Raw genomic sequence first — 14,836 nt, 5'->3', positions numbered from 1 at the left:
TTTTAATAAGAACTATCAAATATTTAATTTTCAGTGCCATGAAATCTATTGATTTCATGCATTTATTATCATAATTTAAATGTACTCGAGAACATTTTTAAATACTATGATCACACAACAACAAATTGCTAAAAAACTTAATATATCTCGAACAACTGTATCTCGAGCCTTAGCAGGAAATGCAAATATTCACCCTAAAACTAAAGAAAAAGTTCTAAATTTAAGCAAAACTCTTGGTTATCGCAAAAATATTATTAGCAGTTCTCTTGCAACAAAAACTCCAAAAAAAGTTTACATTTTTATTGTTAAATCAATTAATGAAAATTACAGTTTAGAAATACGTAGAGGGATAGAAAAAGCTAAGGATGAACTAAAAAACTATAACCTAGAGATTAACACTATTGAAACATCAATAAATCATCCAGAGTCGCAATTACTTAAACTTAACAAAGTTATCAAAAATGAAAAACCAAACGGAATTATAATTATTCCTCAGCTTAAAGAGCAAATTCAGGAAATTATTAGTAGAAATCAACAAATTAAATTTATTAGTCTTGATATAAATATTAATAAAAATATTAGTCATATTGGTAGTAATTATACTCAATCAGGAAAAATCTCTGCAAACATCCTCTCATCTATGCTACGCAAAAATGAAAAAATTTTAATTCTTGATACTCAAAGCGACAAAATATCTTCAAAACAATATATAAATGGTTTTATTGATGAAGCAAAATCACAGAACCTTTCTACTGTAGGTCCAATTTATTTTGATAATATTTTAGCTAAGATTGACACAATAATTTCTAAATACTTAACTACAGATGTCAAAGCAGTATATAGCAGCCGTTATCTAGCTGAAATTCTGACACAAATTAAAATAAAAAAACCAAATATTAAACTATACGCTATAAGTAATGGTATGAGCTCAAGTATACATAACTTAATTTCAAACAATGAAATAATTGCAACAGTTAAGGAAAATCATGCTCAGCAGAGCTATTTAGCAACAAAACAAATATTTTCATCACTATATAATACCGAGGATTTTAATAATGAAAAACTATTTGTAAAACCAGAAATCATATTCAGACAGAATCTAAACTAATTTTTAACTAAACATTTATATTCTAAACAACTTATTTAAGGGGAATTATATAATGAATGGAATCTTCTCAGCACTAATGGTTGCTTTTGATGAAAATGGTAATATTGATGAAAAAGGTTTAAGAGAGATTATTCGTTTTAATATTGATACACAAAAAGTTGATGGCTTGTATGTTGGAGGTAGTACTGGTGAAAATTTTATGCTTAATACTAGCGATAAGAGAAAAATTTTCCAAATAGCTAAGGATGAGGCAAAAAATCAAACAATGCTTATTGCACAAATAGGCTCTTCTAATCTTCAAGAAGTTATTAAACTTGGTAAATATGCGACAGATCTAGGTTATAATGCCATATCCGCAGTAACGCCCTTTTACTATAAGTTTGACTTTGGAGAGATCAAAGATTATTACCAAACAATTGCCAACAATATTAATAATAAACTGATTATTTACACCATACCAATGCTAACAGGCGTTGATATGAATCTAGAACAATTTGCTGAACTTTTTGATATCAAGCAAGTAATAGGAGTAAAGTTTACCGCTGCAGATTTATTCTTACTAGAAAGGATTCGTCACCGATTCCCAGACAAAATCATCTACGCTGGATTCGATGAATTATTGCTACCTGCAGTATCTCTTGGGGTTAATGGAGCTATAGGCAGTACATATAATATTAATTCACAACGTGCAAAATCAATTTTTGAGCAAGTACACAAGGGAAATCTGATACAAGCTAGAGATCTTCAACATCAGTGTAATGATATTATTTCAACTCTTTTAAAAGAGATGTTAGTTATTCAAGGTGTTAATGCTGGTATATGTAAAAAACCTTTTAAATCATTAAGTTGCAACAGAATAACAGAGTTAAAAACTCTTAATAAAAAATACTTTTAAATAAATTAGCTTAAATCAAGGATATAGTTAATCTGATAATATTGTGCTAAAGACGTGAGTAATAGCATCAGATAAATTATCAAAAGAATTATTTACTTTTCTTAAAATTCTTTTAAAATTGGCCCAAATTTTTTCTATAGGATTTAAATCAGGAGAATAAGCAGGAAGGTATAGTATCTGTATATCAAACTTCTCTGCTATTTTAGCCAATTTAGGAGACTTATGAAAACTAGCATTATCCATAACAACAGTAGTCTTTGGAATTAACTCAGGACATAAATGCTCTTCAAACCACTGATTAAAAATTTGAGTATCTGTATATCCAGTATACTCTAGCGGTGCTATAATCTTCTTTTCTAAATAGTTATAACCAGCAACTATACTTTTTCTCTGAGTTTGATAAGCAATAACTTCACCATAGCTAGGTTTACCAACAAGAGACCATCCTCTTAGTACAGACTGTTTATTATCCATACCCATTTCATCTAAATATACAAGTTTGTTAGGTTCAATAGTCTCAACAACCTCTATAAAACTTTGCCTATCTTGTTCTTTTCTTTGCTTATATTTAGGTGTCTTTTTTTAAAACTAAAACCAAGTCTGGTAAGACAATCATAAAATGTGCTTCTAGGTATTTCAGGAGCTAATGCTTCTCTAATATCTAAAGCCATTGCATCTGGATATGTTCTTAAGTAGCTTTCTATCGCTTCCTTATCTGTAAAGGTTGCTACTCTACCGCAACCCAAGCCTTGCTTAGATTTATAATCACCAGTTGTCTCGTATAAGTTTATCCAAGATCTAGTAGTACGGATATCTATATTAAAAAAATTACTTAGCTCTTTGTCTGTTAGGCCTTCTTTATATTTAGTTATTACGATATCTCTGAAATCTTGGCTATATGATGACATTTTTTCTAAATATTATAACATTATTGTCAAATAACTATCGGATTAACTATAACTATGAAAATTGAGTTAGGTGTTATTAACTACAGTGTATTAAGCATATACTTACTAGCAACGTTAGCCATCGGAATTTATTTTTCTAAACGTAGTGGTAAAAACACTGATGCTTTTTTTAAAGCTAATGGTCATATTCCTAGCTGGGCTGTTGGAATCAGTATCTTCGCAACCACGCTAAGTGCTATTACATTTATGTCAATACCAGCTTTGGCCTATCGCCAAAACTGGGCAATTTCATTTAATAATTTAGCTATCGTTGCTATTGCCCCATTAGTAGTAATTTTTGCCGTACCATTTTTTAGAAAACTTAAGGTAACAAGTGCTTATGAGTATCTTGAATATCGTTTTAATACAAAAATGCGTCTACTTGGTAGTATTGTTTTCATGAGCTTTCATATTTTTAGAGTAGCTATTGTTATTTATTTACCGGCTCTTGCTCTTGAATCAGTAATAGATATTAATCCTATTTTCCTTACGATTATTATTGGAGCTTTATGTGTGATCTACACTTTTTTAGGTGGAATCGAAGGTGTTATCTGGTCAGATGTTATCCAAGGCATACTTTTACTTGGTGGAGCATTACTTATTATTGCTTTTCTATTTTTTAAAATAATTCATCCTGAAGATGCAATATATAATGCTGTTGTCCATCAAGGTAAATTTTTAACAGCTAGTAATTTTGGATTTAGTTTTTTTCATGCTACAGTTATTGGCATTTTTATCGGTGGCATCTTTAATAGCTTATATCAATATATTGGTAGTCAAGATGTGGTGCAACGCTATAATACTACTAAGGATATTAAATCAACAAATAAAGCTATTTATCTAAATGCTAAGCTTGCTTTTATGGTAATATTTATCTTCTTTGGTATGGGTACATTACTATTCATTTATTATCAGCAACACCCTAATAATTTACCACTCGGCTTTAATATCGATTCAATTGTTCCTTACTTTATTGTTACACAAATGCCTGCCGGGATAGCTGGCTTTATAATAGCTGCAATCCTTGCAGCAGCTCAATCAACCATATCGAGCAGCCTAAATAGTATTTCTGCATGCTTTGTAACCGATATTAGAAAGCGCTTTTTCAAAAACGCTACTGAAAAAGGTTCTGTTTTAATAGCAAGGTTTGTAATTATAATGGCTGGAATTATAAGTACTGCAATAGCATTATATATGACTATAACAGACCAAACTCATCTTCAAATATTTTTCCAATCAATTCTTGGGTTATTTGGAGGGCCTATTGCTGGAGCATTTATTATTGGCATAATATCAAAGAGAGCTAGTGGTAATGCAGTCTTTATTGCAACATTAATTAGCGTGGTAGTACTTTATTTTGTTAAACAAAGCAATATTTATTTTATGTACTATGGCTTAATAGGTGTACTCTCAAACATTATTTTAAGTTACCTATTAAGCTTTATTTTCACCAGTTCAAAAAACATTTCTGGACTTACCTACAAGACCATAAACCAATCAGTAATTATAAAAATTAACAAATAAATTAACGACCACGTAGGAAAAAACTATCCAACTGTGTAAAACCTAATTTCACCCAGGTTGGGCGTCCATGATTACATTGACCAGAATTTTCAACCGTTTCCATTTGACGTAGTAAATGATTCATCTCTGGTATGCTTAATTTATTGTTAGCTCTAACTGCAGCATGGCAAGATACTGTGGCAAGGATGTGATTAAGATAAAACTCTACACTTTTTGTTTTGCCTGAGGATGTTAGTTCTATAGCAATATTTGATATTAAACTTTGAACATCTTTATTCTTTACATAAATAGGTGTTGCTCGCACAAGTATCGCATCATCAGCAACTATAGATATTTCAAACCCTAGCCTTTCAAAAATTTGAATATTATCATCTACAATAGCAACCATACTACTAGAAAGTTGGCAAGTTATTGGTATTAATAAATTTTGCTTAAATTTATCAGCATCTGCATGCCAAGTTTTTTTCATCTCTTCATAAAGTATCCTCTCATGTGCTGCATGCATATCTACAAGCACAATCCCCTCTTCAATCTGAGAAAGAATATATATACCATGGATTTGACAAATTGCCTGACCTAAACCATTAAGTTTTAGTGATTGTGAAGTAGATGGCTCATTTTTTTGGTAACTGGTTTCACTATTTAAATATTTTTCAATTAAGTCAGGTTTTAAATCATCTTCTTTATTCTTATTTATAGAAATATCTAAATTCATATTTCCTATATTAAGAGGATTATTTACATTATATTCTTTTTGCTTAATGTTTTCCGTACTTTCAACAGTGTCTACATTAAGATCTGCGCTAGTAGTAATTGCTTTATTTACTGTACCGAACAAAAAATCATAGATAAATTTTTGGTTTCTAAAACGCACCTCACTTTTAGCAGGGTGAACATTTACATCTACCTCACGATAGTCCATATCAAGATAAAGTAAAAATGCAGCATAGCGATTACCATACATCACATCTTTATAAGCATTTTTTATCGCATGTGTAACAATTTTATCCTTGATAATACGACCATTTATATAAAAACTTTGCATATCCGGTCTTGCTCGGTTAAACCTAGGGCTAGCAACCCAACCCCACAAATGTGCATCGCCAACTTCCTTGTCAATATAAATAGCATTTTCAATAAAATCTCGACTATATAATTCTAGTACACGATTATATTTAAGTTGAGCATCATTAGCTGAAAGTAAGTCCTTAATTTCTTTACCATTATGTATAAATTTAAAAGCTATACCAAAATAGCACAGCATATATTTCTTAAGTAAATCAGCAATATGTAAAAATTCTGTATTGTCTTTTTTAAGAAATTTTCGTCGTGCTGGAGTGTTAAAAAATAACTCGCTAACTTCAATAGTTGTACCAGTAATATGTGCAGCAGGCATTACTTCTTTAGCTTGGTTATTAATTTGCCACGCATCATCTACACTCTGATATTTAGAAATAATTTTAAGTTTTGATATAGAAGAAATACTTGCTAATGCTTCTCCTCGAAACCCCATACTAGCAACTGACTCTAATTCATCAAGAGTATAAACTTTACTTGTTGCATGAGGAGTTAGTGCTAATACTAAATCTTGCTGTGTAATCCCCTTACCATCATCTCTAACTCTAATAAAAGATTTTCCACCCTCTTGGATCTCAATAGTTATATGAGATGCTTTTGCATCTATAGCATTTTCAACTAATTCTTTAACTACTGATGACGGTCTCTCGATAACCTCTCCAGCTGCTATTTGATTGGCTAAGCTTTCAGGTAATAATTTTATTTGACGATAATCTTGTATTTTTAATTGCATATATCTATAGTGGATCTTTTATAAAATCTCTAGTTGAGCACTCTTTAAAGAGTTTCTGATTTATAACTTTAGCATCTTTATTTTCATAAGGATAAATATCATCCTTAGTTAAGCCACAAAGTTTCCTTATTCTAACAGCTTCTTTTTTGTTATTCTTTCCCAATATTCATCCTTACCTAAAAAGCTCCAAAAAGCCCTCACATAGACTTTTTTACCATTATTTATGGTTCGTGCTTTAACATGATAATATTTACCATCATGGGGGTTTAATACAGCACCATCATTATATATAGGTCCATTATCTTTAAAACCACTAGACTGTACTTTTTTTGCATTCCACACAAACTCTAAACCTTGATACTTATCATGACCACTTGAATAATCATATTTATTACCATAAGCATCTCCTTTACCACAATTTTTACAGTATATGATTGGAGCATGAACCATACCATTATCAGCATTAGATAGTGGAACAAAAATCTCAGCGTTCAAGTTACCTTCATCATTTTCATAAGCATGAACTACTGATACATTAGTATTTGTAGCACTATCTTTTTGAAGCCAATATCCTTGAGCAGAGAGCCTATCTGCATTAGCATAACCAAAAAATATCAAACAAATACCAAAAAATAAAAGTACGATTCTACTTATCATTTTAGAGAAATTTTAAAAATTACTTTAAATTAAAGTATAAAGAAAATTTGCAATTATACAAATTAATTAAACAGGACTTTTAATCCCAAATTGACTCACATTATAATTAGTACAAGTAGCCGTGATTTTTTCATCTCCATTTATGTAAGCGCCTGCGGGTGTTGTACCACAATCTTTCTTAACCTTTTCATAGTCATCTTTAGTAATTCTTTTCCAGTGAGCAACTTTACCACCTAGCTCTTTACCCCATACAATATATGCAGCTTTTGCATACATTGTATCTCCACCATCTCTGACCTGTGCCTCAGATGCATAAATTTTACCATCATTAGGATTTAATACACCACCATCCTTATAAATAGGGCCTTGAGCTGGTGGATTGCCAGAACCATCCTCTTTTTGCATATTACCTGCAAATACTAATCCTTGCAAATCAGCATTCTTTCCTTTATAGCTAAATCCATTATAAGTGCCATCAGAACAATCATTACAAATTGGCTTAGGTTTGGCTGGTTCACCTGCAGCATTTACATCCATCAATGGAACAACAATCTGCATCTGTAATGTGCCCTTTTTTCCATAATTATCATTTTCAGCAAAATAAGTATGAATAATACCATTAGGCATACCACGCCCTTGATCTTCATCCTCATCAAACTGAACCCAATAACCTTCCGCTGATAGTTTGTCTTTATCATTTAGTTTTGTATCTGAATCTGCTGCATAGGCTATAGTTGAAACTCCTAAACTTGCTAAAACCATCAAAGCAATAATTTTTGTTTTTTTCATCCATATCTCCTTTTTAAAATGAAAATTTTAATAGCACTGAGTCTCCATACTAACAGAGTGAGATATTAATTCAATATTAAAATATTTTATCGACCCTAATAGCATTAACATTATTTTTTTATCACAGTCACATTATCATTTATGTAGGTTTCAAACTTTTATTTAGCAAAAGAGATTATTAAAGACTATAATAATTTAAATAGAAAAATTTCTAAAAATTATTGTGCAACAATTTCAAGGTAAAGTCATAACAAACTTCGGCGGCAACATATCAATAAAGCTTACCAATGGCGATAAAATTACCGCCCTTCAACGTAGTCATCTAAAAGGTGTATTGACTGTTGGTGATAATGTTGTTCTCGAATATACTAACTCAACTTATGTGATCACTCAGCTATTAGATAGGAAGAATCTAATCTCTAGACCCAACCAATATCAACGTAAAAATAAAAACATTGCAGCTAATATTGATAATGCTGTGATTATAATAACTCACTCTCCAGCGCCCGTTGAGCATTATATAGACAGATATTTAGCTGCTCTTCATAATAGTTATATTAACCCAATCATTGTCATAAATAAAATAGATGATCAGTCTGACAAAGATAAAATAGACATCCAAAAACTTGCTAATGTGTATAAAAATATTGGCTATCAGATTTTTTATATTTCAGCAAAAAATAATATTGGGATTGATAAACTAATTGATGCATTAAAAAATCAAACTTCTATCTTTCTAGGTCAATCTGGTGTAGGGAAATCTGAAACACTAAATACTATTTTAGGGAAAAAAATCACTGAAACTACTGCTGTTTCAAATTCAACAAAAAAAGGGCGACATACTACAACCTGCTCAACTCTGTATGAGATTAATAATGATACTAATATTATTGATTCTCCAGGAATCAGAGAATTTGGACTTTGGGATATTTCAAGAGAACAACTTTTTGATGGTTTTATAGATTTTAAAAAATATAAAGGAATGTGCCAATTTAGAAACTGTTCTCATGAAGAAGGTTCAAAAGGCTGTCATATAGTAAAACAACTAAAAGATGGTAATATCAATCCAACTCGCTTCAAGAACTATCATCGAATATTAGCTGAAATAAAAAGCTAAAAGTTAAGCATCCAAACCAATGTAATATACTATTTTAATATAAAGCTTTTGCTACAATTGGATCTAGCAATAAATATCCATATAAGAAATATTTATATTTTACATTCTTTCCGGAATTGATATTCCTAATAAATCAGATGCTATTGTCATTGCCTTAACTGTAGCAAGGCATAGTGCAATCCTAGCTTTTTGGATGTTTAAATCATCTAAATTAGTTGCTGGACAATTTACATAAAATTTATTAAAACTGTTGGCTAATGAATATGCATATTCACAGATATGATGTGGTTGAGAATTTTCATACGCTCTAGATATAGCTAATGGAAATTGTATAAGTTGCAACTGTAATCTCTCTTCATGCTCATTAATAGCTGCAACAATTCTATAATCTTTTATTAATGTTTCGATTGAATAAGTTTCACCAAATATTTTTCTTAAAATTGATTTAGCCCTAACAGCAGTGTATAAAAGATAAGGTCCTGTTTTACCTTCATATTGAGAAAATTTTTCTATATCAAATATATAGTCGTTTGAATAATTATTTATAAGGTCCCCAAACTTAATAGTTGCCATCGCTATTTGATTAATAACTTCTTCATTACTCTCATCTGGCATTCTTTCTCTAATACATGCTTTTGCTTGTGAAATTAGATCAGAAAGGTGCATAACACCACCTTCACGAGTCTTAAAAGGACGGCCATCCTTACCATTAACAGTACCAAAAGCAACGTGCTTAAGCCTACATTTATTACTAATAACTTTAGTTTTCTCAGCGACACTAAATACTTGTTTAAAATGTAGTGATTGTCTCTTATCAACGACATATATGATTTCATCAGGGTCAAAGTCTTTATTACGTTGCCATAAAGTTGCTAAATCAGTTGTCCCATACATCACACCACCATCTCTTTTCACAACAATAAGTGGTGGTATACCCTCTTTATTTGTATCTATAACCCAAGCTCCTTCATCTTCATAAACAAAATTCTCAACTTTAAAATAAGCTAGCATTTCATCTACAAATTTATTTGCGTCACTTTCACCTAACCACAAATCGAACTTGACCCCTAAACTACCAAAATCTCGTTTAATAGCCTCGATAGATATTCTTACAAAATGTTGCCATAAAGCCACATAACCTCTACGGCCTTGTTGAAGTTCAAAAGTAGCTTGACGTGCATTTTCCATTTCAACCATATCAGATTTACATCTCTTAGAAGCCCTAGGATAAATCTCTGCCAGTTCATTAACTGTAACTGGTGACTGCTGAGGATATTCACCTGAATATTTTTCATCAAAATATACCAAATCTGGTGAAGATAATTTAATTTCCTCAATTAGCATCCCCATTTGAGTACCCCAATCACCAAGATGCACATCTGAAATAACCTCATCTATATAAAAACGATGAATCCTTTGTAAAGCATCTCCAAGTAATGCTGATCTAATATGGCCCACATGCATAGGTTTTGCAACATTAGGGCCGCCAAAATCTAAAATCACTTTTTTAGATTTTTCTCTATTATCACAACCAAATCTTTCTAAATTCAAAAACTCATCTGCAAGCTTTGCTAAATAATCTTCTGCAAGTGTCATGTTGATAAAACCTGGCCTTGCAACTTCTAGTTTTGAAAATATATTTTTTTCTTCAATATTATCAATAATCTCTTCTGCAATAATAAAAGGAGGTTTTTTAGCGAACTTAGCCAAAGGCATAGCTCCATTACATTGAAAATGCCCTACTCCTTCACGAGTTGAAGTAACAACTTTTGCAAAACTTTCTGCATATCCTAGTCTATGAAAAGCTTTTGCAAGCACTTTAGATAAATAGTTTTCTATATTCATTAAATATTCCGATACCTGTTTATATAGTGTTTAAATTTAAAAATGGAAATACACAGCAAATGTAGATATAATATCATGGTTATTTTTAAAAACTCAATAAGTTTAAGGCTCACTAGGTCAAATATGTTAAAGGGGATTCGTAAATATCTGCTAGTTTGCTTTGGTACTGTATTACTTACAGTACAAGCTCATGCTGCGCGTATAATGAATAAAAACCCAATTAAAGAAGACTGGAGCTGTAAGATTGTAGATGGGCAATGGAGCTGCAAAAGATCACAAAAACCAAAAAATGTCTTTGATAAAGAGCTAAAAAAGCCTGAAAGAGAAAAAGCTCTTGCTGATGACCTTGGCTGGGTTGAAAAGAACTCTACCTTTGTTGGTGGATACTATAATAATGATAATCAATTTACTAAAGCATTGTGTAAATCTAAAAAAACAGATCTTAGTTATGAAAATGCCGAGTATGATTCTGATGGAACTTTAATAGCTTCTGGTAATGTGCAGGTTTTACAATGTGATCAAGAAATCTATGGAAACAATGCTATAGTTAACCTAGCTGACAGTAATAGTGCTATTAGATCTTTAGTTATGACTGGAGATGTTGTTGCTAAGCAGCCATCTACAGGTATTGTCCTAAGAACTAAAGAGTTAGATGCTAATATGGATGATAAAACATATAGTACTGGTGAGGCATATTTTAGAATGGTACGAGAAGAGCCTGATACAAGAATTTATGATAAAGATAATTTCAGTGGCTATCTACGTGGTTATGCAAAAACTTTCAAAAAAGAACCTTCTGGTGATTTGATGCTAACAGATGGTTATATTACATCTGGTGATCCATATGATAATGCTTGGAAAATATCTGGAGATAATATCGATATCGATACGGAAAATGAAATGGCTTATGTAAAAGACGGTTTTTTCAAGATACAAGATATTCCTGTTATGTATTTACCATATTTTTCACACCCTATTAGTGACAAAAGAAAATCTGGCTTCTTATTTCCTGGTTTCGTGCAAAACTCAAACTCAGGGTATGGTGTATCAATACCTTATTACTTCAACTTAGCTCCGAATTATGACCTTCTTTTAAATACTGTGTTATGGTCTGAAAGAGGCTTTATGGAAGAGGGAACATTCCGTTATCTTACCAAGTACTTCCAGGGCCAGTTTGAAGGCTCAATTGTACCTTATGACTTTAAGGCAGGTAAAATGCGAGGTGCATTTACATTTTCAAACACCGGTAGTTACAAAGGTATAAACACTAACTTAAAATACGAATACGTTAGCGACCAAGACTACTACAACGATTTTTCAGCTGGTAATATTAATCTAGTAACAAAAACATTATTAGATAGAGAATTTGATATAACTTATAGCAATGATTATATTAATTCAGGCATTACTGTTTTAGACTATGGTGTAGTAAATCCAGATATAGATCTAGCTAACATCCCTTATGCTAAACTTCCTGAAATAAAATTCAACGTGACATCAGAGGGATATACTCCTGATTATGTAACGATAAGTGCCGATACTTTAAATACTTATTTCTATAAGTCTTCTTGGGAAATAAATCCTGCGGAAAGTGCCGCTAGAGGTACCAATGTCAGTGGATTTAGAGGATATGAATCACCTAAAATAAAAGGGGATTTCTCTAATAGCTGGGGATATTTCAACCCATCACTTGAAGTTCCTATTCGTTACTATCAACTTAATAATAAACCTAGTGATACGATTCAATTTAATAAAAGTAGTGTTACAAGCGTATTACCTATATTTAATATTGATGCAGCAGCATATTTTGATAGAGACTATACAACCGAAGATGGGGCATATACACAAACTTTAAAACCTCGACTATTCTACACATATATTCCTTATCAAAATCAAACAGATATCCCTATTTTTGATACAAACCTGCAAAATGAGCAATACTTACAGATGTTTCAAGTTAATAGGTTTACAGGATATGATAGGATTAACAATGCCAATCAGTTAACTTATGCTTTAGAAGCTGCCACGACCAATCAGGACGATGGTAGTACTATAGCATCTGCAAAAATTGGGCAGATGATGTACTTTGACGATAGAAAAGTTAATCTATGCCAAGGTAACTCAACTTGTCCTTACCCTGGCATGATGGATAAATATTCTAAAGACACATTTTCACCTGTCCAATCTTCTTTTGAGTTTCAGGTAATCAAAAATATCTACCTATCTGCTCAGATTAACTATAGGCTCCAAACTAGCAAAGTTGACTATCAAGTTTACCAACTATCATACAAAGATAGTAACGAAAATATTTTCAATATTTCTTATAATGATATTGCTGATAACTGGAATTCTATTACGCAAGAACAAATAAACCAAGGTGAATCACCGCCTTCACAAGAAACTGTTACATTATCAACTCTGTTAAACATCACTGATCATTGGGGTGTTACTGCATTATGGAACTATAATTTCAATCAAAAGCTAACCTCTAACGTTTTTGCAGGATTCCAATATAATGCTAAATCTTGGGCTATTAGAGCTTTATGGCAGGCTAGCGCATACACAAATGAAGACCCTAACAACCCAACACAACTTGGGGACTTAAATAGTACCTATATGTTAGAATTTGAACTGAAAGGCCTAGGTGGTGTAGGTGATACTAGTAATTTATCTTCTCGCTTACAACAAATCAATGGCTACAAAGTTGGAGAATGGGGAGAAGGAATATAAATGAAAAAGATACTTACCTGTTTATCTATCTTACTATTTTTAAACTACGGATATGCTGATATTTCTTCAAGCTTATTTCAGAATTCCTTTAACTCTGACTTTGATGATACACCAAACATACCTCCCTCAACTCCTTCAAAAAACAAGCAGTTAGTTAATAAAACTGTTGCTATAGTAAATAGCCAACCAATCACATCTTTTGAGCTGGACCAAGAGGTAGCAAAACTCGAGGCAATGCAGCCAAACGAAAATTTCAATACTGATACTATCAAACTAAAAAGACAAGCATTACAAAATCTTATAGCCCAAAATGTACTGATCCAACTTGCAGAACAAAATAATATAACTATATCTGACTCTCAGCTTGATGCAGCAATAAAAGATATTGCTGCAAAAAATAGAGTTTCTGTTGAATCTTTAAAACTGAATATTGAAGCTGCTGGCATGTCCTTTGATAGCTATAAAAAACGCATTCATGATCAACTGATGGTAAACCAACTACAACAACAAGCAATCTCTCAGCAAGTTTATGTATCTCCTGAGGAAATACAAAAGTATATACAAAAACATAAGCTACAGTTTGACAAAGAGATGGCTCCAATCAAATTATATACACTTAAAAATCTTATAGTTTCCCTACCTGACTCTAAAAAATCTCAAGAAAAAAAAATTAAACAATTTGAGAAATTATCTATAGCTATTAACAAAGGTCTTATTGACTTTTCTGAGGTTGCTAAACAATTTTCTCAAGCACCAAATGCTTATTCTGGAGGAGAACTTAGTCAAGAAGTGAAATTTAGCTCTATCCCAGGTATATATAAAAAATATGTCAAAGGACTAAAAAATCATCAAGTATCAAAACCTTTCATCATCAATCACACCCTCCAGATGATATATATTGATAATCTAGATGAGAAAGCACCTTTACTAAGTAAAAAAATAATAAAATACCACGTCTATGCAATTGAGATCAGACTAGATAACAGCATGACGGATGAAGGAGCCAAAAATTCTCTAAGCCGAGCAAGACTAGCCCTTGAAAGTGGTCAAAACTTCAAAAAAGTAGCTGAAAAATATAATCAAGATTACGATCATGCAGATGGGGATTTCAAATGGGTTTCGAAACTAGATAGTCCACCTTCTTTACCACAAGCAGCTTTCTCTCAACTTGAGCAGCTTAAAGAAAATCAACTATCAGAACCTTTTCAAGCAGATGCAAAAACATGGATGATTATAAAATATACTAAAACCAAAGAGCATAATGCTACAGAAGAGCTAAAAGAACAAAAGGCTCTTGAAGCCATATTCTCAGAAAAAGCACAAGAAGTTTATAAAACATGGTTAACTTCAATGAAAGATGATGCTTATATCGAAATATTAGAAGATGACTTAAAGACACCAGAGCTATACTAAA

At 31.7% G+C, this 14,836-nt stretch carries 10 protein-coding genes and 1 pseudogene; 6 read left to right on the top strand and 5 right to left on the bottom strand.

Annotated features, from left to right (window positions below; genetic code table 11):
* Positions 1 to 106 precede the first annotated feature (106 nt).
* Positions 107 to 1,108 carry a substrate-binding domain-containing protein gene (locus tag ACR0PV_RS02850; RefSeq protein ID WP_488173500.1) on the top strand — a complete coding sequence of 334 codons (1,002 nt, stop codon included), beginning with the start codon at positions 107 to 109 and terminating at the stop codon, positions 1,106 to 1,108.
* 52 nt (positions 1,109 to 1,160) lie between these two features.
* The gene (locus tag ACR0PV_RS02845) at positions 1,161 to 2,003 is read left to right on the top strand and encodes an N-acetylneuraminate lyase (protein ID WP_488173499.1); all 843 of its coding nucleotides are present in this window, start codon (positions 1,161 to 1,163) and stop codon (positions 2,001 to 2,003) included.
* A 27-nt stretch (positions 2,004 to 2,030) separates the two neighbouring features.
* On the opposite strand, the gene ACR0PV_RS02840 is transcribed toward ACR0PV_RS02845, so the two are convergent.
* Positions 2,031 to 2,911 (bottom strand): IS630 family transposase gene (locus ACR0PV_RS02840; RefSeq protein ID WP_488172194.1). Its coding sequence is split into 2 segments (ribosomal slippage): positions 2,031 to 2,587 and positions 2,587 to 2,911, totalling 882 coding nucleotides; the frame shifts between segments, so codons are not numbered across the junction.
* A gap of 54 nt (positions 2,912 to 2,965) precedes the next feature.
* Between ACR0PV_RS02840 and ACR0PV_RS02835 the strand changes: the two genes are divergently transcribed.
* Positions 2,966 to 4,474, top strand: coding sequence for a sodium:solute symporter family protein (locus tag ACR0PV_RS02835; protein ID WP_488173498.1), 1,509 nt, complete (start codon positions 2,966 to 2,968; stop codon positions 4,472 to 4,474).
* A 1-nt stretch (position 4,475) separates the two neighbouring features.
* Here the strand turns inward: ACR0PV_RS02835 and mutL are convergent, their stop codons facing one another.
* The 3 genes and pseudogenes from mutL to ACR0PV_RS02820 all read right to left on the bottom strand — a co-directional run bounded on the left by mutL (position 4,476) and on the right by ACR0PV_RS02820 (position 7,730).
* A complete protein-coding gene (mutL, locus tag ACR0PV_RS02830) occupies positions 4,476 to 6,284 on the bottom strand; it encodes a DNA mismatch repair endonuclease MutL (RefSeq protein ID WP_488173497.1) in 1,809 nt (602 codons plus the stop codon).
* A 4-nt stretch (positions 6,285 to 6,288) separates the two neighbouring features.
* A pseudogene (locus tag ACR0PV_RS02825) lies at positions 6,289 to 6,941 on the bottom strand (DUF2147 domain-containing protein).
* A gap of 66 nt (positions 6,942 to 7,007) precedes the next feature.
* On the bottom strand, positions 7,008 to 7,730 hold the full coding sequence (locus tag ACR0PV_RS02820; RefSeq protein WP_488173496.1) for a DUF2147 domain-containing protein: 723 nt from the start codon (positions 7,728 to 7,730) through the stop codon (positions 7,008 to 7,010).
* 223 nt (positions 7,731 to 7,953) lie between these two features.
* Here ACR0PV_RS02820 and rsgA point away from each other — a divergent pair, with 223 nt between their 5' ends.
* Entirely contained in the window at positions 7,954 to 8,847 is an 894-nt protein-coding gene (rsgA, locus tag ACR0PV_RS02815; protein ID WP_488173495.1) for a ribosome small subunit-dependent GTPase A, read from the top strand.
* A gap of 99 nt (positions 8,848 to 8,946) precedes the next feature.
* Here the strand turns inward: rsgA and argS are convergent, their stop codons facing one another.
* Positions 8,947 to 10,692, bottom strand: coding sequence for an arginine--tRNA ligase (gene argS / locus ACR0PV_RS02810; protein ID WP_488173494.1), 1,746 nt, complete (start codon positions 10,690 to 10,692; stop codon positions 8,947 to 8,949).
* 123 nt (positions 10,693 to 10,815) lie between these two features.
* Here argS and ACR0PV_RS02805 point away from each other — a divergent pair, with 123 nt between their 5' ends.
* Together ACR0PV_RS02805 and ACR0PV_RS02800 are read left to right on the top strand one after the other, a co-directional pair.
* A complete protein-coding gene (locus ACR0PV_RS02805) occupies positions 10,816 to 13,422 on the top strand; it encodes an LPS-assembly protein LptD (protein WP_488173943.1) in 2,607 nt (868 codons plus the stop codon).
* Complete coding sequence (locus ACR0PV_RS02800; RefSeq protein ID WP_488173493.1) at positions 13,423 to 14,835, top strand: SurA N-terminal domain-containing protein; 1,413 nt, start codon at positions 13,423 to 13,425, stop codon at positions 14,833 to 14,835. It abuts the gene before it with no gap.
* The last annotated feature ends 1 nt before the right edge of the window (position 14,836 follow it).

This window comes from Francisella sp. AG1 (genome assembly GCF_057683165.1).
Note: the sequence above shows the minus strand (reverse complement) of the source record. Positions and strands in the feature narration are given on the sequence as shown.

Excerpts from the sequence above, each read along its gene's own strand:
- ACR0PV_RS02800 (WP_488173493.1), top strand. The coding sequence starts at position 13,423 with ATGAAAAAGATACTTACCTGTTTATCTATCTTACTATTTTTAAACTAC.
- ACR0PV_RS02850 (WP_488173500.1), top strand. The coding sequence starts at position 107 with ATGATCACACAACAACAAATTGCTAAAAAACTTAATATATCTCGAACA.
- argS (WP_488173494.1), bottom strand. The coding sequence starts at position 10,692 with ATGAATATAGAAAACTATTTATCTAAAGTGCTTGCAAAAGCTTTTCAT.
- ACR0PV_RS02835 (WP_488173498.1), top strand. The coding sequence starts at position 2,966 with ATGAAAATTGAGTTAGGTGTTATTAACTACAGTGTATTAAGCATATAC.
- ACR0PV_RS02805 (WP_488173943.1), top strand. The coding sequence starts at position 10,816 with ATGTTAAAGGGGATTCGTAAATATCTGCTAGTTTGCTTTGGTACTGTA.
- ACR0PV_RS02820 (WP_488173496.1), bottom strand. The coding sequence starts at position 7,730 with ATGAAAAAAACAAAAATTATTGCTTTGATGGTTTTAGCAAGTTTAGGA.
- ACR0PV_RS02845 (WP_488173499.1), top strand. The coding sequence starts at position 1,161 with ATGAATGGAATCTTCTCAGCACTAATGGTTGCTTTTGATGAAAATGGT.
- mutL (WP_488173497.1), bottom strand. The coding sequence starts at position 6,284 with ATGCAATTAAAAATACAAGATTATCGTCAAATAAAATTATTACCTGAA.